Origin of the sequence: Roseomonas sp. OT10, assembly GCF_020991085.1 — a bacterium.
In the GTDB taxonomy this organism is placed as follows: Bacteria; Pseudomonadota; Alphaproteobacteria; order Acetobacterales; family Acetobacteraceae; genus Roseomonas; species Roseomonas cutis.
The window spans coordinates 4140150-4162406 of the sequence record NZ_CP087719.1 but is presented as its reverse complement, the minus strand read 5'-3'; the positions used below and the strand labels follow the sequence as shown (position 1 = coordinate 4162406).

23 protein-coding genes are annotated in these 22257 nt (G+C 72.8%); 17 read left to right on the top strand and 6 right to left on the bottom strand.

Translation table 11 applies throughout. The annotated features are described in order from the left end of the window. Window positions 1–3 precede the first annotated feature (3 nt). Both LPC08_RS18915 and LPC08_RS18910 read right to left on the bottom strand, forming a co-directional pair. Window positions 4–270 carry a hypothetical protein gene (locus tag LPC08_RS18915; RefSeq protein ID WP_230449785.1) on the bottom strand — a complete coding sequence of 89 codons (267 nt, stop codon included), beginning with the start codon at window positions 268–270 and terminating at the stop codon, window positions 4–6. An 85-nt stretch (window positions 271–355) separates the two neighbouring features. After that, complete coding sequence (locus LPC08_RS18910; RefSeq protein WP_230449784.1) at window positions 356–913, bottom strand: histidine phosphatase family protein; 558 nt, start codon at window positions 911–913, stop codon at window positions 356–358. A gap of 194 nt (window positions 914–1107) precedes the next feature. On the opposite strand from LPC08_RS18910, the gene LPC08_RS18905 reads away from it, so the two are divergent. Beyond that, the gene (locus tag LPC08_RS18905; RefSeq protein ID WP_230449783.1) at window positions 1108–1740 is read left to right on the top strand and encodes a Tim44/TimA family putative adaptor protein; all 633 of its coding nucleotides are present in this window, start codon (window positions 1108–1110) and stop codon (window positions 1738–1740) included. Window positions 1741–2227: 487 nt separating this feature from the next. Here LPC08_RS18905 and LPC08_RS18900 read toward each other — a convergent pair whose 3' ends face one another. The 3 genes from LPC08_RS18900 to LPC08_RS18890 form a co-directional block, all read right to left on the bottom strand. Next, window positions 2228–2926 carry a type 1 glutamine amidotransferase gene (locus tag LPC08_RS18900; RefSeq protein ID WP_230449782.1) on the bottom strand — a complete coding sequence of 233 codons (699 nt, stop codon included), beginning with the start codon at window positions 2924–2926 and terminating at the stop codon, window positions 2228–2230. An 8-nt stretch (window positions 2927–2934) separates the two neighbouring features. Further along, entirely contained in the window at window positions 2935–4041 is a 1107-nt protein-coding gene (gene mtnA, locus LPC08_RS18895; RefSeq protein ID WP_230449781.1) for an S-methyl-5-thioribose-1-phosphate isomerase, read from the bottom strand. Window positions 4042–4144: 103 nt separating this feature from the next. Next, window positions 4145–4954 carry a S49 family peptidase gene (locus LPC08_RS18890; protein ID WP_230449780.1) on the bottom strand — a complete coding sequence of 270 codons (810 nt, stop codon included), beginning with the start codon at window positions 4952–4954 and terminating at the stop codon, window positions 4145–4147. Window positions 4955–5055: 101 nt separating this feature from the next. Between LPC08_RS18890 and LPC08_RS18885 the strand changes: the two genes are divergently transcribed. Continuing rightward, complete coding sequence (locus LPC08_RS18885) at window positions 5056–5430, top strand: hypothetical protein (protein WP_230449779.1); 375 nt, start codon at window positions 5056–5058, stop codon at window positions 5428–5430. A gap of 569 nt (window positions 5431–5999) precedes the next feature. Here LPC08_RS18885 and LPC08_RS18880 read toward each other — a convergent pair. Beyond that, entirely contained in the window at window positions 6000–6458 is a 459-nt protein-coding gene (locus LPC08_RS18880) for a DUF1489 family protein (protein WP_230449778.1), read from the bottom strand. Between the two features lie 75 nt (window positions 6459–6533). On the opposite strand from LPC08_RS18880, the gene LPC08_RS18875 reads away from it, so the two are divergent. The 15 genes from LPC08_RS18875 (at window position 6534) to sucC (ending at window position 22257) form a co-directional block, all read left to right on the top strand. After that, window positions 6534–8855, top strand: coding sequence for a methyl-accepting chemotaxis protein (locus LPC08_RS18875; protein WP_230449777.1), 2322 nt, complete (start codon window positions 6534–6536; stop codon window positions 8853–8855). Window positions 8856–8956: 101 nt separating this feature from the next. Further along, window positions 8957–9499: a hypothetical protein gene (locus LPC08_RS18870; protein ID WP_230449776.1), complete on the top strand. Its 543-nt coding sequence runs from the start codon at window positions 8957–8959 to the stop codon at window positions 9497–9499. Window positions 9500–9619: 120 nt separating this feature from the next. Beyond that, window positions 9620–10651, top strand: a complete 1032-nt coding sequence (locus LPC08_RS18865; protein ID WP_230449775.1) for an aspartate-semialdehyde dehydrogenase — start codon at window positions 9620–9622, stop codon at window positions 10649–10651. 413 nt (window positions 10652–11064) lie between these two features. Beyond that, window positions 11065–11376, top strand: coding sequence for a YMGG-like glycine zipper-containing protein (locus LPC08_RS18860; protein ID WP_230449774.1), 312 nt, complete (start codon window positions 11065–11067; stop codon window positions 11374–11376). A gap of 200 nt (window positions 11377–11576) precedes the next feature. Beyond that, window positions 11577–12026, top strand: coding sequence for a succinate dehydrogenase, cytochrome b556 subunit (gene sdhC / locus LPC08_RS18855; RefSeq protein ID WP_230449773.1), 450 nt, complete (start codon window positions 11577–11579; stop codon window positions 12024–12026). A gap of 13 nt (window positions 12027–12039) precedes the next feature. Then, entirely contained in the window at window positions 12040–12435 is a 396-nt protein-coding gene (gene sdhD / locus LPC08_RS18850; protein WP_230449772.1) for a succinate dehydrogenase, hydrophobic membrane anchor protein, read from the top strand. Between the two features lie 246 nt (window positions 12436–12681). Next, a complete protein-coding gene (gene sdhA / locus LPC08_RS18845; RefSeq protein WP_230449771.1) occupies window positions 12682–14499 on the top strand; it encodes a succinate dehydrogenase flavoprotein subunit in 1818 nt (605 codons plus the stop codon). A 15-nt stretch (window positions 14500–14514) separates the two neighbouring features. Beyond that, a complete protein-coding gene (locus LPC08_RS18840; RefSeq protein WP_230449770.1) occupies window positions 14515–15297 on the top strand; it encodes a succinate dehydrogenase iron-sulfur subunit in 783 nt (260 codons plus the stop codon). A 100-nt stretch (window positions 15298–15397) separates the two neighbouring features. Then, on the top strand, window positions 15398–16591 hold the full coding sequence (locus LPC08_RS18835; protein ID WP_230449769.1) for a PQQ-dependent sugar dehydrogenase: 1194 nt from the start codon (window positions 15398–15400) through the stop codon (window positions 16589–16591). Beyond that, the gene (locus LPC08_RS18830; protein WP_230449768.1) at window positions 16588–17178 is read left to right on the top strand and encodes a c-type cytochrome; all 591 of its coding nucleotides are present in this window, start codon (window positions 16588–16590) and stop codon (window positions 17176–17178) included. Before LPC08_RS18835 ends, LPC08_RS18830 begins: the two co-directional genes overlap by 4 nt. 63 nt (window positions 17179–17241) lie before the next feature. Further along, complete coding sequence (locus LPC08_RS18825; protein ID WP_230449767.1) at window positions 17242–17490, top strand: DUF2171 domain-containing protein; 249 nt, start codon at window positions 17242–17244, stop codon at window positions 17488–17490. A gap of 413 nt (window positions 17491–17903) precedes the next feature. Then, on the top strand, window positions 17904–19091 hold the full coding sequence (gene zapE, locus LPC08_RS18820) for a cell division protein ZapE (protein WP_230449766.1): 1188 nt from the start codon (window positions 17904–17906) through the stop codon (window positions 19089–19091). 20 nt (window positions 19092–19111) lie between these two features. Further along, on the top strand, window positions 19112–19699 hold the full coding sequence (locus tag LPC08_RS18815) for a hypothetical protein (protein ID WP_230449765.1): 588 nt from the start codon (window positions 19112–19114) through the stop codon (window positions 19697–19699). Window positions 19700–19979: 280 nt separating this feature from the next. Continuing rightward, the gene (gene mdh / locus LPC08_RS18810; protein ID WP_230449764.1) at window positions 19980–20933 is read left to right on the top strand and encodes a malate dehydrogenase; all 954 of its coding nucleotides are present in this window, start codon (window positions 19980–19982) and stop codon (window positions 20931–20933) included. 130 nt (window positions 20934–21063) lie between these two features. Continuing rightward, window positions 21064–22257, top strand: a complete 1194-nt coding sequence (gene sucC, locus LPC08_RS18805; RefSeq protein WP_230449763.1) for an ADP-forming succinate--CoA ligase subunit beta — start codon at window positions 21064–21066, stop codon at window positions 22255–22257.

The window sequence follows — 22257 nt, the reverse complement described above, 5'->3', positions numbered from 1 at the left end:
CGGTCAGGCGCCGGCCTCCCCCAGCCCCGCGAACCAGGCGGCATAGGGGGTGTTGCGCGCCAGCCGGCGGTTGAGGTCGGGCGCGCCATCGGTCCACCAGACCGGCCCGCGCTCGCCCAGCGCCCGCTTGGCGGAATCCACGGCCTGCCGGGCTTCCGCCAGGGCGGCCGCGTCGCCGGCCCGCCGCGCGGTCCCGACCGCCCGGCGGGCGGCCATGAGGTCCCGGGTCAGCGCCGCGCGACGCTCCGCGGGCAGGGCCGGGTCGGCCATCCGCCAGAGCCGGCCGCGCACGACGAGGTAGCGGCCATCGGGGGTGACGGGATGGCCCAGGGGCCGGGGAGCCTGCCTGGCCGCGTCAGTGGTGCTTCCAGATCACCTCGGCCGGTTCCGGACCGGTGGGGTCGCAGCGCAGCCACTGCCCGTTCGTCACCGACTGCCCGGTCATCGCCAGGATGAAGCCCCAATGGCTGACCACCACCGTATGGGCCCAGTCCGGACGGACCGCCATCTCGCCCCGGAAGCGCCGGGCGCGGGCGGCGACGGCTTCGGGCGGCTCCTCCTCCTGCGGCCACCAGACCTCCTCGATCGCGGCGAAGTCGTGCTCCGGCCAGTCGGCGGTCAGCCGGCTGATCGGGCTGCCGACGTCGCAGGTGAAGGCGTAGCGCTCCCGCACCAGGGGCTGGACCAGCACCGGCAGGCCCAGGCGCTTCGCCAGCGGGGCGGCGGTCTCCAGCGCCCTGGTATAGGGGCTGGCGAGGATGCGGGTGATGCCCTCCCCGGCCAGGGCCACGGCGGCGGCTTGTGCCTGCTCGTGGCCCAGGGGCGTCAGCCGCGGGTCCTGGATGCCCGGATCCTTCCGGGTCGCGGTGAAGTGCAGGTTGAATTCGCTCTGGCCATGGCGCAGCAGGATCATGCGGCGAAGTTGGCGCGGGCGCCGGGATGCGGCAATGGGCGCTGCCGGACCGATGATCGGGCCGGAGGCCCCTTGGCCGTGCGTGACGGTCGGGGCGATCCGGCGTTGTGTGAACTGCTTGTCATCCCCAGATGGGCATGACAGAGGAGAGAATGATGCAGGGCGGCTTTCCCCTAGATCTGATTCTGTTCGGGATGGTCGCGGCATTCCTGGTGCTGCGGCTGCGCTCCGTCCTGGGCAAGCGCACGGGCTTCGAACGGCAGCCGGAGGCCCAGGCAACCCCAGGCTACAAGCCCCGCGCCATCGAGGGCGAGGCGGCGGAGCTGCCCCCTGCCGCGGCCACCGCCGGCACCCGCTACGCCGTGCCCGATGCACGCAGCCCGGCCGGACAGGCGCTCGCCCGCATCCGTGCCGAGGATCCGGGCTTCGACCCGCGCGCCTTCCTGGGCGGCGCGGAGGGAGCCTTCCGCATGATCGTGGAGGCCTTCGCGCGTGGCGACCGCACCGTGTTGCGCGACCTGCTGGGCGACGAGACCTGGGCCGGGTTCGAGCAGGCGCTGAACGCCCGCGAGGCGGCGCACCAGACGCAGCGCACGGAGATCCGCGCGCTCCACGAGGCGTCGATCGAAGCGGCGGACCTGCGCGGCAGCACCGCCGATGTCACCGTGCGCTTCGTCTCCGACCAGGTGAACATGACCTCCAACGCCGACGGCACGCCGGTATCCGGAACCGATGCCGTGACGGAGCTGAACGATCTCTGGACCTTCCAGCGCGACCTGCACAGCAGCGATCCGACCTGGAAGCTGGTGGGCACCCGCTCGGCCTGAGCCAGCCCGCCCGCCTCAACTGAAAGGGTCGGTCCCCACGGGACCGGCCCTTTTTCTTGTCCGGCCGCCCTAGGGCCCGGCTCATACGGGCGGCGTGATGCGCCGGTGCGGGGGGCGCCCGTGGCCCGGGGGCAAGGCTCTGCCTCGCCCCCGATACCCCCACTCCGCCAGGACCCTGCGGGCCCTGGACCCGATGAACGCTGCCGCGGGTCAGCCGGACACTGGGTCGAGGCGCCGAGGAGCATTGCTCCTCGGCGGGTACGGTGTCCGTTCTCGCTGACGCGCTCTGAACCTTTTTCGGAGTCCCGCCTGTCCGCGCTCCGTCAGGGTTCAGCCCGCAGCTGACGGCGGCCATGAAGCACCAGACTCCCAGCGGGGACCGGGGCCCGCTTGTGGCCCCGGCAGGGGAGGGTCTGGGAGGGGACGGCGTCCCCTCCCGGTCCACCGCCGGAACACCACAGCGCAACAGGCCCTGCTGCTGCCGGTATCAGGCAGCCCGTGCGAGGCCGGTGACGCCGCAGCGGTTCAGCACCTCGTCCAGCAGCGCCTCGCGGGCAGGGGCATGGGACACTTCGCGCGCACGGGTCAGGGCGAGTTGGGCCTGCGTGTCCACGCCGCGCAGTCGCTCGGGCGGTGTCATCGCGATCCAGTCGGCGATGCAGCCGGCATTGGCCTCCGGGTGGAATTGCAGCCCGACGGCGCGGCGGAACTGGAAGGCCTGGATGGTGTCGTCGGCGCGGGCCAGCACCTCGGCACCGGGCGGCAGGCGGACGTGGTCGCCGTGCCAGCGCATCCAGGGGCCGCGCCAGACGGAGGCCGCGCCGCCCGGGGCCGCGCCGTCCACGATCTCCGTCCAGCCGGCGTGCAGGGTGCCGGTGGCCTCGACGCGGCCGCCGATGGCGGCGGCGAGAAGCTGGGCGCCGAAGCAGATCCCGAGATAGGGGCGATCCGCCGCCACCGCACGGCCGAGGTAGCCCACCTGCCAGCGGATCCAGTCGTCGCCGTCATAGACCGCCTTGGGCGAGCCCAGGCCAACGAGGAAGTCCGCCGAATCCAGCGCCGCCGCGTGATCGGCCAGCGTCGGGCCGGGCAGGATGTCGAGCCGCGCGCCGCGCCGCGCCAAGGCCTCCCCCAGCAGGCCGAGGGGCGCGAGGGGGGAGTTCTCGATGACGGCGACGCGCAGCATGGCGGGGACTATGCCGCCTCGGGATAGAGGCCGGCCAGCCCCGCGGCGGACGCGTCGCAGCGGCCGCGCTCCGTCACCAGCCCGGTGACGAGGCGCGCGGGCGTCACGTCGAAGGCGGGGTTGGCGGCGGCGCTGCCCTCGGCCACCACGCGCACCGTGGCGATGCCGCCATCGGCGAGGCGGCCGGTGACCTCCGTCACCTCCGCGCCGGATCGCTCCTCGATCGGGATCTCCCGCACCCCGTCCGCCACGCGCGGGTCGTAGGTGGAATGCGGCAGCGCCACCCAGAAGGGCACGCCGTTGTCCTTCGCCGCCAGCGCCTTGAGGTAGGTGCCGATCTTGTTGGCCACGTCGCCGTTGCGGGTGACGCGGTCGGTGCCGACGATGACGATGTCCACCTGCCCGTGCTGCATCAGGTGGCCGCCGGCATTGTCCGAGACGACCGTGTGCGGCACGCCGTGCGCCCCCAGCTCCCAGGCGGTCAGCGCCGCGCCCTGGTTGCGCGGGCGGGTCTCGTCCACCCAGACATGCACCTTCATGCCCGCGTCGTGCGCCTGGTAGATCGGCGAGAGCGCGGTGCCGTAGTCCACGGTCGCGATCCAGCCGGCGTTGCAGTGGGTGAGGATGTTCACCGGCTCCTCACCGCGGCCCTCGGCGGCCTTGCGGGCGGCGATCTCCTGCAGCAGCGGCAGGCCGTGCTCGCCGATGCGCCGGTTGGTCTCCACGTCGTCGTCGCAGATCGCCTTCGCCTCGGCATAGGCGGCCTCCGCCCGGCGCTCCGCTGGCTGGTTGCGCAGCGCGTCGAGCATCCGCTCCAGCGCCCAGCGCAGGTTGATCGCGGTCGGGCGCGTCTCCGCCAGCATGGCGGCGGTGCGCTCCAGATTCTCCGTCGAGGGGTCGCGGCGCAGGGCGAGGGCGAGGCCATAGGCGGCGGTGGCGCCGATCAGCGGCGCGCCGCGCGTCTGCATGGAGCGGATGGCGTGCGCCACCTGCGCCTCGTCGGTCAGGCGGAGGGTCTCCACCGCCCAGGGAAGCTTCGTCTGGTCGAAGATGCGGACGGACCAGCCATCCTCATCCACCCAGATGCTGCGATAGGGGACACCGGCGATCTTCATGCGGGCGCATATGGCCCGCCTGGCGTCGCAACGGGATGAAGAAGCCATGCAGGGAAGGAATGATCCGCCTGCAACCCTGCGTCCCGCCTCGACGCGCCGGTGCCTACAGCCCCAGCCGGGCGCGGGCGCCGCGCTCCTCCATCACCGACAGCCCCGCTCCGGCCGCCGCCGCGAAGATGCGCCAGGGCCAGCGCGGGCGGCGGGCGTTCAGCCAGACCAGCCGGGCCTCCTCCCCGAAGCGCGTCGCGATCTCGCCGTGCAGGTCGCCCAGCCGGTCGGCCAGGCCCAGCGACACCGCCTCCCGCCCGGCCCAGAAGCGCCCGCTGAACAGGAGGGATTCCTCGCCGACCAGGCGCTCGCCCCGGCGGGCGCGGACCCAGGCCTTGAACTCCTCGTGCAGCGCGGCCAGCAGGTCGCGCAGCCGCTCCTGCTGCTCCGGATCGGCCGGGCGGAAGGGGTCGAGGAAGGATTTCTGCTCTCCCGCCGTCACCACCCGCCGTTCGACCCCCAGCCGCTCCATCGCTTCCTGGAAGCCGAAGCCCTGGGAGATGACACCGATCGAGCCCACCACCGAGGCCGGGTCGCAGACGATCTCATCCGCCGTGCAGGCCAGCCAGTAGCCCCCCGAGGCCCCGGCATCCTCGATGCAGGCGATCACCGGCACGCCCCGCTTCTCCGCCAGTTGACGGATGCGCGTGGCGATCAGGCTGGACTGCACCGGCGAGCCGCCGGGCGAGTTGATGGCCAGCACCACGCCGGCCAGCCGCTTCAGGGCGAAGGCGCGTTCCAGCGCGGGGGCGAGGGAGGCCGCGTTCAGTACCGGCCCGCCCAGCCCGGGCGCCCGCGGCGCGATGAGGCCGGAGAGACGGAGGACCGCCACCTGCGGCCGGCGGTCGAAGAAGGGGAATCGCATCCACCCCCATCTGGCCCGCCCGCGGCACCGCGCCAAGCTGCCCGGCGGCCGCCACAATGCGGGCTTGCCCTCGCCACGCCCCGGCGCCAAGCATCGGTCCCATGCTGACACGACGGGACTGGCAGGGCGTGGGAATCGTGGTGCTGGCGTTGGGGGCAATGGCCCTCTACCGCCACCTCTACGTGGAGCCGCGCGAATGGGGGGCGGCCTGCCTCGACCTGGCCCGGGCCCCCGCGGCCTGCACCCCGCGCGCCGCCCTGCTCTGGCTGCAGCACTGGCAGCTCTGGGGCGGCGCGGCCCTGGCCCTCGGGCTGTGGTCCTTCCTCGGCGCGCCCTGGGCCTTGCGAGTCGCCGCCGTCGCCCTCGGGATCATCGCCGTGCTGAACTACAACGCCACCTGGGGCATGCTCGGCGCCGCCCTCGCCGCCTGGGCCTGGATCGGCGCCTCCGCCCGCGCCCGCCCGGCGAAGGCCTGACCCAGGGCCTCGCTCCGGCACCCCGCCTGTCCGCATTCTCCCCGGGGTTCGGCTCGCAGGCCGATACGGACGGCGGGATACCTCGATCCGTGCCGGCGCGGGGTGCGCCCGTGGCCCGGGGGCAAGGCTCTGCCTCGCCCCCGTACCCCCACTCCGCCAGGACCCTGCGGGCCCTGGACCCGATCAGTGCTGCCGCGGGACAGCCGGACACGGGGTCACAGCGCCGAGGAGCATGGCTCCTCGGCGGGCACGGCCGCAGCACTCACTGACGCCTTCAAAGCTATTCCAGAGTCCCGCTTGTCCGCGCTCCGTCTGGGATCAGCCCGCAGGCTGACGGCAGCCCTGTAGAGCCAATTCCCAGCGGGGTCCGGGGCCCGCTTGTGGCCCCGGCAGGGGAGGGTCTGGGAGGGGACAGCGTCCCCTCCCGGTGCCGACGCCGGAACACCACAGCATGACGGGTCGGGTTATCCACCCGTCGGTATGACACCCAGCACACGGAGCCAGACCCCCAGCAGGGTTCGGGCCCCGCTCGTGGCCCCGGTGGGGGGGGGTAGCGGGGCGCGGCGCCGTCAGAGCAGGCCGAGCGACCGCAGCTCGCGCCGGAGCCTGGGGGGCAGGGCTTCCAGCCCCTCGGCGGGGGCGGCGTCCTGCGCCAGGTCGGCCGGCGCGGCCTCGGCGGCGAGGTAGCGCCAGCCCTGGAACGGCTTCACCGGCCGCATCTCCACCGGGACCAGGGCCGGGTCGAGGATCAGCGCGGCGCAGGGCAGCCCGTCCTTCGTGTCCTCCTCGATGGCGTGCAGCCGCTGGCGGACCTGCAGGAAGCCGCTGACCACCCAGTAAATCGAGCCGCCTTCCAGCAGCTCCGCTGCGCGGCGCGGGAAGACGCGGGTGCGGTGGAACAGCCGGCCGCCCTCCCGCAGGCGCTCGGCTTGCAGGCGGCGCAGCTCGGCCACGTCGCGCGGGCCCACGGAGAGCTTGAGCAGGTTCAGCACGGCCGCGCATCTGCCGTCGCGGGCGCGGTCGCGCAAGGGCCGCCGTTCAGCGGGCCTTCACCCTCGCCTGCGATCCTGCCGGCTCGACGGACCGCCGGGAGGCAGCTGACCATGGCCCTGATCCGCAACCTTTCGGTGGGGCGGAGGCTCGCCGCCTCGGTGGCGCTGACGATGTTGCTGCTCGCCCTGCTCGCCGTGCTGGTGCAGTGGCAGATGGCCGGCGTGACGGCGCGTCAGGACCGGCTGGCCCAGGTGCTGCGGGCCGACGAGCTGCTGAACCGTGCCCTGGTGGAAAGCCAGCGCATGCCGGTGCTGAGCCGCGACCTGCTGGCCTCGCAGACGCCGGCGGAGCTGGACGCGGTGGCACAGGATGCGGCGGGCGCGCTGGAGCGCACCCGCTCCCTGGCGCGCCAGGCGGCGGCCCTGGCCCCGGAGCCGGCCCTGGGCGAGGCCGTTCTTGCCGCGCTGCCGGGGATCGACCTCTATGGCCAGGGCGTGGCGGCCGTGGCGGAGGCGCGCCGGGCGCTGCTGGAGGCGCGGGAGGCCCGTCTCTTCGCCGCCAGCGCCGCCTACGACCAGGCCTTCGAGGCCGTGCAGAGCGGCATCGAGTACGAGACCCCCGGCCCCGCGGAGGCGGAGATGCTGCGCCAGCGCCTGATGGTGCTGCATGGCGCGGTGAACGAGCTGCGGATCGGCGTGCAGCGCTACCTCGCCACGGCCGAGGAGGGGCAGCCGCGCCGCATCCGCCGGGCCGTGGGGCAGTTGCGCGTCTATCGCCGCGGCGTGGTGTCCCAGGCCATGTCGGACCGGCTGCGCCAGGACGTGGAGCGCCTGGGGGGCCTGGCCGATGCCATGTCGGAGGCGTCCGAGGCCATCCTCGCCGCCGCCGAGGCGAGCAACCGCGCGCTGCGGGAGCAGGTGGCGGCGGGGCAGCAGGCGACCGAGGCGGCCATGGCGGGCGCGATGGAGGGCATGCGGGCGCTGGCGGCCGCGGAGCAGGCCTCCGTGCTGCGGGCCACCGGCCGCACGCGCGACCTGACGCTGCTGCTGGCCGGCGGCACCGCGCTGCTGCTGGCGTTGTCGGGCTGGGCCACGGCGCGCGCCATCGGCGCGCCGCTGCGCCGGCTGGCCTCGGGGATCGCGGCGATCGCCGCCGGGGATGCGGGGCAGGCGGTGCCGGACCAGGGGCGCGGCGACGAGATCGGGATGATCGCACGCGCGGTGGAGCAGATGCGCGCCACGGTGGGCCGCGCCTTCGCACAGCAGCAGATGATCGAGCAGCTGCCGCTGGGCGTCATGACCGCCGATCCGCGCGACGGCTTCCGCATCGGCTACCTCAATGCCGAGATGCGGCGCGTCCTCGACCAGCTGGCCCCTGCGCTGCCCTACCGGCCGGAAGAGGTGGCGGGCAGCAGCATCGACATCTTCCATGCCCGGCCGGAGCACCAGCGCGCCCTGCTCTCCGACCCGGCGCGGCTGCCCTGCCGGGCGCGGGTGCGGCTGGGCGGGGAGGTGATGGACCTGCAGGCCAGCGCGATCCTCGATCCCGCCGGCCGCTACGTCGGTCCCATGCTGACCTGGGCCATGGTGACCGAGCAGGCCCGGCTGGCCGATACCTTCGAGCGCGAGGTGGGCGGGCTGGTGGACGGCGTCGCCGCCCGCGCCGCGGAGCTGCGGCAGGCGGCGGAGAGCGTGGCGCAGGAGGCGCTGGCCTCCGGGCGGCAGGCCGGCGAGGCGGCGGAGGCCTCGGGCCAGGCCAGCGCCGATGTCCAGGCGGTGGCGGCCGCGGCGGAGGAGATGGCCGCGACGGTGGACGAGATCACCCGCCGGGTCGGGGAGGCGGCACAGGTGGCCGAGCATGCCGTGGCCGAGGCGCGCGCCACCGACGCGACGGTGCGCGGGCTGAGCGAGGGCGCGCAGCGCATCGGCGAGGTGGTGCGGCTGATCGGGGAGATCGCGGGGCAGACCAACCTGCTGGCCCTGAATGCCACCATCGAGGCGGCAAGGGCCGGGGAGGCGGGCCGGGGCTTCGCCGTGGTCGCGGGCGAGGTGAAGGGGCTGGCGGCGCAGACGGCGAAGGCAACGCAGGAGATCGCCGCCCAGATCGCGCAGATGCAGGCGGCCACCGGGCAGGCGGTGGAGGCGATCCGCGGCATCGGGGCGACGGTGGAGCGCACCAGCGAGATCGCGACCGCGATCGCCGCCGCCGTCGAGGAACAGGGCAGCACCACCCGCGAGATCGCCCGGGCGGCGGCGGAGGTGGCGCAGGGTACCGCGACGGTCACCCGGGCCATCGGCGGGGTGCGGGCGGCGACGGAGGCCACGGACGGGGCCGCCGCGACCATGCTGCAGGGCAGCGCCGGCCTTGCGGCCTCGGCAGACGGGCTGCGGCGCAAGGCGACCGACTTCCTGTCGGCGGTCCGCGCGGCCTGATCCGCCGCGAGACGTGATGGAACCGCCATGATTCCGGCGCGATCAGACCGCAGCATGCATTGCGCGGTGCCGGGTGCGCCGCCGGGAGCGGGAGGTTGGCCGTGAAGGGCTGGGCGATCATCGGAGCCATGGGGCTGGGGGCGCTGGCCGGCTGCGCCGATCCGGGTGGCTATCCAGGCTTCGGCGGGCCCGGGCCGGTCTATGGCGGCGGCGGGTATGTCGGGGGCTATAGCGCTCCGGCCTATGCCCCGCCCGTCTATGCGGCCCCCGTCTATCCCGCGCCGGGCTATGCCTATGCCCCGCCGCCGCCGCGCTATGACGACTGGCGCGGCCGTCCGCCGCCGGGCCGGGGCTGGTCCAACAGGGCGGTCCAGGACGAGTATGAGCGCAATCCCAACCTGCGGGCGCAGCAGGAGCTGGTGAACCAGCAGGTCCGCCAGCAGCAGCGGGCCCAGGACCCCAACTGGCAGGCGGCGCAGCAGCAGCGGGCGGCGGCGGTGGCCCAGCAGCGGCAGCAGCAGGCGGCCGCCGCGGCACAGGTCCAGCGCAACCAGGCGATCGCGGACGAATACCGCCGCAACCCCAACCTGCGGGCGCAGCAGGAGCTGGCGAACGAGCTGGCCCGCCAACAGCAAGGACGCTGATCCGGCTGCGGGCCCTGCGCGGCCCAGGGCCGATCTTTCCGGGCTTGCGTGGCCCGGCCCCGGGACCCTAATTCCGCCCGCGTTAGGACAGGGGCGGAAGCCCGGGAAGGGTTCAGGGTCATGGGCTACAAGGTTGCGGTCGTCGGCGCCACCGGTGCGGTGGGGCGCGAGATGCTCAAGACGTTGGCCGAGCGGAACTTCCCCGCCGACGAGGTGGTGGCCCTGGCCTCCGGCCGCTCCGCCGGCGCCGAGGTCTCCTTCGGCGAGAGCAAGGTGCTGAAGGTCCAGAGCCTGGACAAGTACGACTTCCACGGCACCGATATCGGCCTGTTCAGCCCCGGCGCCTCCGTCTCCGCCGTCCATGCCCCGCGCGCGGCCGCGGCCGGCTGCGTCGTGATCGACAACACCAGCCACTTCCGCATGGAACCGGACGTGCCGCTGGTGGTGCCGGAGGTGAATCCGCACGCCCTGGCCGGCTTCCGCAAGCGCCGCATCATCGCCAACCCGAACTGCTCGACCATCCAGATGGTGGTGGCGCTGAAGCCGCTGCATGAGATCGCGCGGGTGAAGCGGGTGGTGGTCTCGACCTACCAGTCCGTCTCCGGCGCGGGGAAGGAGGCGATGGACGAGCTCTTCGCCCAGACCCGCGGCGTCTTCGTGAACGACCCCGCGACGCCGGAGCAGTTCACCAAGCCGATCGCCTTCAACTGCATCCCGCACATCGACAAGTTCCTCGACGACGGCTTCACCAAGGAGGAATGGAAGATGGCGGCGGAGACGCGCAAGATCCTCGACCCCGACATCGCCGTGGTCGCGACCGCGGTGCGCGTGCCCGTCTTCGTCGGCCATGGCGAGGCGGTGCACGTCGAGTTCGAGGGACCGATCACCGAGCAGCAGGCCTGGGAGGCGCTGCGGGCATCCCCGGGCATCACCGTGCTCGACCGGCGGGAGGATGGCGGCTACGTCACCCAGGTCGAGGCGGCGGGCGAGGATGCGGTCTATGTCTCGCGCCTGCGCCGCGACCCGACGGTGGAGAACGGCCTGGCCTTCTGGTGCGTCGCCGACAACCTGCGCAAGGGCGCGGCGCTGAACGCGGTGCAGATCGCCGAGGAGATGGACCGCCAGGGCCTGCTGGTCCGCGAGACGGCCTGATCCCGGCGCCGGGCATCGGAAGCGGTGCCCGGAGCGGCGCTCCGGAAAGGCTCCCGCCGGTGCCGGATGCCATCCGTGGATGATGGTGCCGGAGGAGGTCGCGGCCCATGCGCCGGGTCACCCGCCGGGTGTCATGGGCCAGGCGCCAGCCGGCTGCGCCGCGCCACCCGGGGGAACGGGGGCTGCCGGATGGCGCACCGCGAGAGTGGCGGGCCGCTGGCCCGGCGGCGACTCCGGGACGGGCGCTGGTCCGGTCCGCGTCGCCGGTCCGCCCGCGGGTTGCCACGGCGCCGGACCGGCCCCGGGCTTTGCCCAGTAACAGTTTCGGGACGATCCAACCCGCCTCGCCTCCGACGCGCTGCCGCCCCAAAGGTGCCCTGGTCCGCGACCAGGGTGCCGGGATGGAGGGTGCCATGGAGACGAACACATTGCGCCGGATGCTGCGCCCCGCCGCCCTGGGGCTGCTGTTCCTGGGACTGGCGGGGTGCAGCAACCCCTACGACCCCGGGCAGCGCGCGGTCGGCGGTGGCCTGCTCGGTGCCGGTGCCGGTGCCGCGATCGCCGGGGCGACGGACGGCAATGTCGGCGCGGGCGCGCTGATCGGTGGCGCGATCGGGGCCATCGGCGGCGCCGCGACCACGCCGCGCCGGCCGGACTATTATGGCTACGGCTACGGCTATGGTCCGCCGCCGGGCTATTACGGACGGGGTTACCGCGGCTGGTAGGCCCTTCCCCCGCGAACTTTTCTCATTTGCAGTAACCCGTGGCACTTTGCGGGTCCATTCCCGGATACGGGGCCTGCCATACGGCGGGCCCCGCGTTGACGCGTCGCAAAACAGGAACATAAAAGGAGCCGGCGCTGCTTCCGCCGGGCCCGACCCGGTCCGTCCGCGGAAGGGCTGCAAGGCGATACGGGAACGGTGCGATGGCAGTCGGGCACGACGCGCGCGAGGCGATGATGACAGGCCGTCGGTCGGACGGCACCCCGGTGCGCCGCCCGCTCTCGCCGCATCTGCAGGTCTACGACATGCTGCAGATGACCAGCGCGCTTTCCATCAGCCACCGCATCACCGGTTGCGCCTGGGCCTTCGGCCTGATCTTCCTGGTCTGGTGGCTGGGCGCGGCCGCCGCCGGGCCGCGCGCCTTCCACAACGCCGCCTGGTACTTCAGCTCCTGGCTGGGCGTGCTGGTGCTGTTCGGCATGACCGGCGCCGCCTGGTACCACACGCTGAACGGCATCCGGCACCTCGCCTGGGATGCCGGCTGGGGCTTCGACATCCCCACCACCTACCGCAGCGGCCGCTGGGTGCTGATCGGCACGGCCGTCGCGACGGTGCTGACCTGGATCATCGCCATCGTGGCCTGGGCGCGCTGAGGAGAGACGGCCGATGAGCGAGCAGCAGACCGCCCTCCGACTCCAGGCGCCGCTCAAGCGGGTGCGCGGCCTGGGTTCCGCCCATAGCGGCGTGCACCACTGGTGGGTGCAGCGCCTGACCTCCATCGCCCTGCTGCCGCTGACCATCTGGTTCGCGCTCTCGGCGGCGAGCCTCGCGGGCGCGCCCTATGAGCGCGTGGTGACCTGGATCGGCCGGCCCTTCAACGCCGTGCTGCTGCTGCTGATCATCGGCATCGGCTTCCAGCACACCGCGGCCGGGCTGCAGGTGGTGATCGAGGACTACGTGCGGCCGGAGAGCCGGCGGCAGATCGCCGTCTGGACGGTCAAGGCGCTCTGCACGGTGCTGGCGCTCTACGCCGCCCTCGCGGTGCTGCGGATCGCCGTCTGAGGCAGGGGACGCCGCGTGGGGCAGGCTGCGTCAGGGGCGCCGGCCTCGCGGACGGGACCGGGGACCTCGGCCCGGCAGGGATGATGGGGGCCATTGGCCCCACGGATTGGACCGGGGCCTTCGGCCCCGCGGATATGACAGGGGCCTCCGGCCCCGGGGAAACAGGTGCCGGGCGGCGCCAGGGCTTCGGGCGGAAGGCTTCCGCCGGCCCCGACACCGCGCGGACGGATGGACGAGGCGGTTGAGATGAACGCGATCGGCAAGCCGGGACTCGGCGGCGGTTCCTACCGCGTGGTGGACCACACCTACGACGTGGTGGTGGTCGGCGCGGGCGGCGCGGGGCTGCGCGCCACCTTCGGCATGGGCGCCGCGGGCCTCAAGACCGCCTGCATCACCAAGGTCTTCCCCACCCGCTCCCACACCGTGGCGGCACAGGGCGGCGTCGGCGCCGCGCTGGGCAACATGGGCGAGGACGACTGGCGCTGGCACATGTACGACACCGTGAAGGGGTCGGACTGGCTCGGCGACCAGGACGCCATCGAGTACATGTGCCGCGAGGCGATCCCGGCCATCATCGAGCTGGAGCACTACGGCGTCCCGTTCTCCCGCACGGAGGACGGCAAGATCTACCAGCGGCCCTTCGGCGGCCACATGCAGAACTACGGCAAGACGCCGGCCATGCGCGCCTGCGCCGCCGCCGACCGCACCGGCCACGCCATCCTGCACACGCTCTACCAGCAGTCGCTGAAGCACAACTGCGAGTTCTTCGTCGAGTACTTCGCCCTCGACCTCATCATGGACGAGGAGGGCGCCTGCCGCGGCGTCATGGCCTGGTGCCTGGAGGACGGCTCCATCCACCGCTTCCGGGCGCAGACGGTCGTGCTGGCCACCGGCGGCTATGGCCGCGCCTGGTTCTCCTGCACCTCCGCCCACACCTGCACCGGCGATGGCGGCGGCATGGTGCTGCGCGCCGGCCTGCCGATGCAGGACCAGGAGTTCGTGCAGTTCCACCCGACGGGCATCTACGGCTCGGGCTGCCTCGTCACCGAGGGCGCGCGCGGCGAGGGCGGCTACCTCACCAACTCCGAGGGCGAGCGCTTCATGGAGCGCTACGCCCCCACGGCGAAGGACCTCGCCTCGCGCGACGTCGTCTCGCGCGCGATGTCGATGGAGATCCGCGAGGGCCGCGGCGTCGGCCCACTGAAGGACCACATCCACCTGCACCTGGAGCACCTGGGCGCGGACCTGCTGCACGAGCGCCTGCCGGGCATTTCCGAGACGGCGAAGATCTTCGCCGGCGTGGACGTGACCAAGGAGCCGATCCCGATGCTGCCGACCGTCCACTACAACATGGGCGGCATCCCCACGAACATCCATTGCGAGGTGTTGCGCCCCACGGCCGAGGACCAGGACGCGGTGGTGCCCGGGCTGATGGCGGTGGGGGAGGCGGCCTGCGTCTCCGTCCACGGCGCCAACCGGCTGGGCACCAACTCCCTGCTCGACCTCGTCGTCTTCGGCCGCGCCGCCGCGCACCGGGCATCCGAGACGATCAAGCCCGGCGCGCGCCAGGCGCCGCTGCCCTCCGATGCGGGCGACAAGGCGCTGGCGCGGCTGGACGGCATCCGCAACGCCAAGGGCGGCACGCCGACCTCCGAGCTGCGCGTCAGCCTCCAGCGCACCATGCAGGCGCATGCGGCGGTGTTCCGCACCTCCGAGCTGCTGAAGGAGGGCGTGGACAAGATGGAGGGCGTGTGGGACGGCCTGTCCGACCTGCGCGTCTCCGACCGCTCGCTGATCTGGAACAGCGACCTGATGGAGGCGCTGGAGCTGCACAACCTGATGGGCAACGCCATGGCCACCATGGTCGGCGCCGAGGCCCGGCACGAGAGCCGCGGCGCGCATGCCCACGAGGACTATCCCGAGCGCGACGACGTGAACTGGATGAAGCACACCCTCGCCAAGGTGGACGAGAACGGCAAGGTGGACCTGTCCTATCGCGACGTGAAGATGCGCACCCTGACCAACGAGGTTCAGGTCTTCCCGCCCAAGGCACGCGTGTACTGAGGACCTGACAGAGCCATGGCCACCTTCGCTCTCCCGAAGAACAGCACGGTCCAGCAGGGCAAGACCTACAAGGCCGAGCCCGGCGCCAAGAAGGTCCGCTCCTTCAAGATCTACCGCTGGGACCCGGATACCGGCGCCAACCCGCGCTACGACACCTACGAGCTCGACCTGGACAAGACCGGGCCGATGGTTCTCGACGCGCTCATCAAGATCAAGAACGAGGTCGACCAGACCCTGACCTTCCGGCGTTCCTGCCGCGAGGGCATCTGCGGCTCCTGCTCGATGAACATCGACGGGCTGAACACCCTCGCCTGCCTCAAGCCGATCGAGGACGTGCAGGGCGAGGTCCGCATCAACCCGCTGCCGCACATGCCGGTGGTGAAGGACCTGGTGCCGGACCTGTCGCAGCTCTACGCGCAGTACCGCTCCATCGAGCCCTGGCTGAAGTCCGACACGGCGCCCCCGCCGGACGGCGAGCGGCTCCAGTCCAAGTCCGAGCGCGCCAAGCTGGACGGGCTGTGGGAGTGCATCCTGTGCTTCTGCTGCTCCACCGCCTGCCCGTCCTACTGGTGGAACGGCGACCGCTACCTCGGCCCGGCCGTGCTGCTCCAGGCCTATCGCTGGATCGCTGACTCGCGCGACGAGGACACGGGCGGCCGCCTCGACAACCTCGAGGACCCGTTCCGCCTCTATCGCTGCCACACGATCATGAACTGCGCCCGGACCTGTCCGAAGGGGCTGAACCCGGCCGAGGCCATCGGCCACATCAAGCAGCTGATGGTCGAACGCCAGGGCTGACGCGCCGCGGCCCGGCCAACCTCCGGTTGCCGGGCCGCCGCAGCCTCTGCCATTCTTCCTCCCGGAACCGGGGCAGCAAGCCCCGCGCCGGGAGGACACCATGCGTCACCGCCTCATGCCGGGCCTCGCGCTCGCGCTCTCCTTCGCCGTGCCGGCCCTCGCGCAGCAGCCTCCCGCCCCGCCCGCCTGGACCCAGGGCCGCAGCGCCGCCCAGGCCAACAGCACCCTTGCCCCCCATGCCCCGCGCCTGACCGCCACGCCGGCGGACCAGATCCCGCTCGCCCGCCTGCGCGTGCCGGATGGCTTCCGGGTGGAGCTCTGGGCCAGCGGCATGCCCGGCGCCCGGATGATGGCGCGCGGCGAGGACGGCACGATCTACGTCGGCACCCGCACCATCGGCCGCGTCTATGCGGTGCAGGAGGAGGGCGGCCAGCGGCGGCACCGCATCCTGGCGCAGCGCCTGGACCAGCCGAACGGCGTGGCGGTCCGGGACGGCGCGCTCTACGTCATCGCCATCAACCGGGTGCTGCGCTTCGACAACGTGGCGTCCGGCACGACGGCCGAGCCGGTGGACCTGACCGCCGCCTTCGCCCTGCCGACCGAGGCGCATCACGGCTGGAAGTTCGCGGCCTTCGGCCCGGACGGGAAGCTGTACATGAACGTCGGCGCGCCCTGTAACACCTGCGACATCGACGAGAACCGGCATGCGCTGATCCTGCGCTACAACCCGGACGGCTCGGGGCGCGAGGTGGTGGCGCGCGGCATCCGCAACTCCGTCGGCTTCGACTGGCAGCCGGGCAGCAACGTCCTCTACGCCACCAACAACGGCCGCGACTGGGCGGGCGAGGACGCGCCACAGGACACGCTGCACCGGCTGGAGCCGGTCGGGCAGCACCACGGCTTCCCCTTCTGCTCCGGCAATGGCTGGCAGGACCCGGAGCACGCGCAGCGCCGGTGCAGTGAATTCCCGCCGCCGGTGGCGGAGCTGGGCCCGCATGCGGCGGCGCTGGGCATGCGCTTCTACACCGGCACCGCCTTCCCCGAGGCCTGGCGCGGCCGCGCCTTCGTCGCGCGCCACGGCTCGTGGAACCGGGAGCAGAAGGCCGGCTACGACGTCGTCACCGTCCGCATCGGTCCGGACGGCAAGGGCGTGGTCGAGCCCTTCCTGACCGGGCTGCTGGAGGGCAACCAGTTCCACGGCCGGCCCACGGACGTGCTGATGCTGCCGGACGGCTCCATGCTCGTCTCGGACGAGCAGAACGGCGCCATCTACCGCGTCTCCGCCACGCGGTGAGGCATGGTGCGGTCCTGGCCCTGCTCGGCGCGCTGGCCGCGCCGGGTGGGGCGGAGGCGGCGGATGCGCGCCGGGGTGCCGCCCTGGCGGCGGAGCGCAACTGCGCCGCCTGCCATGGCGAGCGCGGCCGCTCGGCCATGCCGGACATCCCCTCCCTCGCCGGGCAGCAGCCGGGCTTCGTCACCATCCAGCTCGTCCTGTTCCGCGAGGGGCTGCGCGACGTGCCCGCCATGCAACCCGCCGTGGAGGGGCTGACGGACGCGCAGATCGAGGATCTGGCCGCCTGGGCCGCCGCCCTGCCGCCTGGCCCGCCCCCCGACCGCCCGCGCCGGGATGCGGCGCGCTTCGCGGCCGGGGCGGCCGCGGCGCAGCGGGGGCGCTGCGGCATCTGCCATACGCCGGACTACCGCGGCCAGCAGCAGGTGCCGCTGCTGGTCGGGCAGCGGGAGGACTACCTGGCCCGGACGCTGCGCGAGTATCGCGACGGGGTGCGGGTCGGCTCGGACACGCAGATGAACGCGGCCCTGCACGGCGTCGCCGATGCCGATCTGGACGCCCTGGCGCATCACCTGTCGCACCTGCCCTGAGCCGGGACCGCATCCCGGCCGCCCGCTGCGCCGTTTCCCCGTCCTGGGAGCGGGAGGACGGCCATGGTGGACACGACGCTGCTGCAGGAGGGGTTGCCTGTGGTGGATTGCCGGGGCGAGCGGATCGGCACGGTCGATCACCTCGATGCCGGCCGCATCCGCGTGGTGGCGGCGAATGGCGAGCGCGGCTACGTCCCGCTGGCCGAGCTGTCCCTGATCGAGGCGGACAAGGTGCAGACACAGACCACGCGCGAGGAAACGCTCGCCCTCATGCGGTCCGTGGGCAGGGACGAGGGGCACACCGAGGCCTGACGCTGGCCCTGGGCTTGCGGGCGGGGGCTTCCCTGGCCGGCCCCCTTGCCTGGCGGGAGCAGAGCCCCTGCACCCCCCAATCATGGAGGCCGGGTCACGCCGGGGCTCCAGGCTCCCCGGCGACTGTGGCGTTGCGAGGATCGGCGGACCGATGAACCACGCCTGCGGACCGCCCTCGGGGACCAGCGCTGCTCCTACGCCGGAACGACCCGCCATATCCGGGCCGAGGCCCAGGGTCCCCAGGGTCGGGACGGCGTGATCACGGATGGATCGGCGCGGTGCGGAATCCTTGCCGGGCTGGGCATTTCCTGAAGCTTTTCAAATCTTCCAATGGGATGGCCTGACCTCTTCACGGTTACGTTGAGCATCACGTGGTTGCGAGCGGCCTGCAACCCGGCTATGCCCTCCCACCGATGGACGGACAGACCCCGGCCCCCGCTGCCCTCGGCGTCATGACGCCGACGGCGCCCGGCCCGCTCCCCGCCTACCGCGCCAAGGTCGCGGCGGGGGAGTTGCGGCCGGACGCCGCGCAGGCGCTGGCCGCGGAGAAGCTGCAGGACCTGTGGCGCCGCACCCGCGGCTATGACCCGAGGCCCGGCGCCGCGCCCGAGGAGAGCGGCTTCCTCTCCCGCTTCTTCCGCCGCAAGCCGGTGGACGAGGCGCCGGGCGACGTGCCGACCGGCCTCTACCTCGTCGGCGAGGTCGGGCGCGGCAAGTCCATGCTGATGGACCTGTTCTTCGCCACCGCCGAGGTGCCGCGCAAGCAGCGCATCCACTTCCACCAGTTCATGCAGGACTGCCACCGGCGAATCCACGCCTGGAAGAAGGAGAATCCGGGCGGCGAGGACCCGATCCCGCCGCTCGCCGACAGCATCGCGGGCAAGGCCGCGCTGCTGTGCTTCGACGAGTTCCAGGTCCACGACATCACCGACGCGATGATCCTGGGCCGGCTGTTCGAGGCGCTCTTCGCCCGCGGCACGGTGGTGGTGGCGACCTCCAACACCGCGCCGGACGACCTGTTCAAGGGCCGCCCCGGGCGCGACGCCTTCCTGCCCTTCATCGCGCTGATCAAGCAGCGGCTGGAGGTGCTGTTCCTCCAGGCCAACCAGGACTATCGCCGTGACCGGGTGCGCGGCCTGCCGACCTGGCATTCCCCTGATGACGGCCGCGCCGAGCGTGCCCTCGACGCCGCCTTCCGCGAGCTGACCGGCCAGGCGCGGGGCCGGCCCGAGAGCCTGACCGTGCTCGGCCGCAAGGTGGAGATTCCGCAGGCCGCCAACGGCGTGGCGCGGGCAAGCTTCGACGAGCTGTGCGGCGCCTTCCTGGGGCCCGGCGACTACCTGGCCATCGCCACGCATTTCCACGCCCTGGTCCTGGACGGGGTGCCCCGTCTCGGCCCGGAGAACTTCGACAAGGCGCGTCGCTTCGTGACGCTGATCGACGCCCTGTACGAGCACCGCTGCAAGCTGGTGGCGAGCGCCGCCGACCAGCCCGACCGGCTCTACGAGCGGGGGGAGAACGCGCACATGTTCCAGCGCACCGCCTCCCGCCTCATGGAGATGCAGAGCCAGGAGTACCTGGCCCTGCCGCACCTCACCTGAGACGCATGAGGGGGACAAGCATGCGCCGTACACTCCTGATCCTGATCACGGGCTTCGGCCTGCTGGCGGCCGGCGCGGGGGGCGCCGATGCCGCCCGCAGGGGCGAGGCGAACCGGGGCGCCCAGGTGACCCGCACCGCCAAGGCGCCGGCGCCCGCGCGTGCCACTGTCGCCCGTGCCACTGCCGCGCGCGCGACCGCCGCCCGTGCCACGCCCGCCCGCTCGGCGGCCCGTGCCACGCCGGCCCGCCAGACCGCCCGCGCCGCCGCGCCGTCGCGGCGGGCGAGCGCCTCGGTCGCCACGCGCCGCGGCGAGGGCCGCGTGGTGGCCGCGCGCAGCGCCGGGCGCCAGACGGCCAAGGCCGCCCGCTCCGCCGGGCGGCAGGCCGTGGCCGCCGTGCGCGTGCAGAAGGGCTCCCGCATGGCCCAGGCCGGCAGCAGCTCGCTGCGCCGTGTGGGCTTCGTGGGCTCGGCCGCCGCGGCCACGCCGCGCCGCTCCTGGCATGCCGGCCTGCCGGCGGCGGATGGCGACCAGATGGCCTGCCCCGAGGGGACCATGGCCACCCTGGCGCGCGGCCATTCCGACACCATCCGCTGCATGCCGCTCTGAACCGCCGCTCCGGCGGGGCGCCGGCCCCGGGGCGGGGGAGGGGGAAAGCCCCAGGCCCCGCGTCCGGCGGCCCGGTCCGGACCGGCACCTAACCTGTCGAACGAGGCCCGGGGGAGAGCCCCCGGGCCTCGTTCCGTTCCGGGCCTGCCACCTTCCCGCGACGCCCGCGGCGGTTTCGGCGGCCCGGGGCGGCCCGGGCGCCTTGCCGGGGCGGGCGGGCGGGTCTAAGCGCAGTGCCAGCCCTCTATTGCAGTGCAACGCTACGTCCGAAGGAACCCCCATGGCCCGCAAGAAGATCGCCCTGATCGGCGCCGGCAACATCGGCGGCACGCTCGCCCACCTGATCGGGCTCAAGGAGCTCGGCGACGTGGTGCTGTTCGACGTCTTCGGCGGCGTGGCGGCCGGCAAGGCGCTGGACATCATGCAGTCCAGCCCGGTCGATGACTTCGACAGCGCCATGACCGGCGGGTCCGACTATTCCGCCATCGCGGGCGCGGATGTGGTGATCGTCACCGCCGGCTTCCCGCGCATGCCGGGGATGAGCCGCGACGACCTGCTGACCAAGAACGCGGGCGTCATCAGCCAGGTGGCGGATGGCATCAAGACCCACTGCCCCGACGCCTTCGTCATCTGCATCACCAACCCGCTGGACGTGATGGTGTGGGTGCTGCAGCAGAAGTCCGGCCTGCCGGCGAACAAGGTGGTCGGCATGGCCGGCGTGCTGGACAGCGCTCGCTTCCGCCTGTTCCTGGCGCAGGAGTTCAACGTCTCCGTCGAGGACGTGACCGCCTTCGTGCTGGGCGGCCACGGCGACACCATGGTGCCGCTGACCCGCTACTCCACGGTGGCCGGCATCCCCGTGCCCGACCTCATCAAGATGGGCTGGACCACCCAGGAGAAGATCGACGCGATCGTCGCCCGCACCGCCAATGGCGGCGGCGAGATCGTGAAGCTGCTGGAGAAGGGCTCCGCCTTCTACGCGCCCGCCGCCTCGGCCATCGCGATGGCCGAGAGCTACCTCAAGGACAAGAAGCGCGTCCTGCCCTGCGCCGTGATGCTGAACGGCGAGTACGGGCTGAACGACTTCTACGTCGGCGTGCCGGTGGTGATCGGCGAGGGGGGCGTGGAGCGCATCGTCGAGGTGCAGTTCACCGCCGAGGAGAAGGCGGCCTTCGACAAGTCCTGCGACGCGGTGAAGAAGCTGGTCGAGGACTTCAAGAAGCTCGGCGTCTGACGGCGGGGGCCGGGACCATGGTCCCGGCCCTTTCCTTTCCGGGGGACCGGGCGAAGCCCCGGCCCATCCACCCGTCGGGGACCGGGGCGCGCCGCCCCGGACCCGCCCAGATCAGGGAAGCGGTGCCCGCATGAACATCCACGAATACCAGGGCAAGGAGCTGCTGCGCCGCTACGGCGTCGCGGTGCTCGACGGCCAGGTCGCGAAGACCCCCGAGGAGGCCGAGGCGGCGGCGAAGAAGCTGCCCGGCCCGGTGGTGGTGGTGAAGAGCCAGATCCATGCCGGCGGGCGTGGCGCGGGCCGCTTCAAGGACGACCCGAACGGCAAGGGCGGCGTGCGCGTCGTCAAGCCGGAGGACGCGAAGGCCGCCGCGGCCGCGATGCTCGGCCACACGCTGGTGACCAAGCAGACCGGGCCGGACGGCAAGGTGGTCAATCAGGTCTATGTCGAGGCCGGCTGCGACATCAAGCGCGAGCTGTACCTTTCCCTGCTGGTGGACCGCGAGACCTCGCGCATCACCATCATGGCCTCCACCGAGGGCGGCATGGAGATCGAGGAGGTGGCCGAGCACCACCCCGAGAAGATCCTCAAGGTCGCGATCGACCCCGCCGCCGGCATCCAGGGCTGGCATGCCCGCAAGCTGGCCTTCGGGCTGGGGCTGGAGGGCAAGCAGGTCGGCGTCTTCACGAAGTTCGTCACCGCCATGTACGCGGCCTTCACCGACCTCGACATGGCGATCGTCGAGATCAACCCGCTGGTCGTGACCGGCGCGGGCGAGGTCGTGGCGCTCGACGCCAAGGTCTCCTTCGACGACAACGCGCTGTTCCGCCACAAGGACCTCGAGGCCCTGCGCGACGACAGCGAGATGGACCCGAAGGAGCTGGACGCGGTCAAGAACGACCTGAACTACGTGGCCCTCGACGGCGAGATCGGCTGCATGGTGAACGGCGCCGGGCTCGCGATGGCCACCATGGACATCATCAAGCTCTACGGCTCCTCGCCGGCGAACTTCCTCGACGTGGGCGGCACGGCGACGGCCGAGCGCGTGACCGAGGCGTTCCGGATCATCACCTCCGACAGCAACGTCAAGGCGATCCTGGTCAACATCTTCGGCGGCATCGCCAAATGCGACATGATCGCCAACGGCATCGTGGTCGCCAGCAAGAACCTGCACCTCTCCGTGCCGCTGGTGGTGCGGCTGGAGGGCACCAACGTCGAGCTGGGCAAGAAGATCCTGGCCGAATCCGGCCTCGCCATCATCCCCGCCGACAACCTCGCCGACGCCGCCCAGAAGGTGGTGGACGCCGTGAAGAAGGCCGCCTGA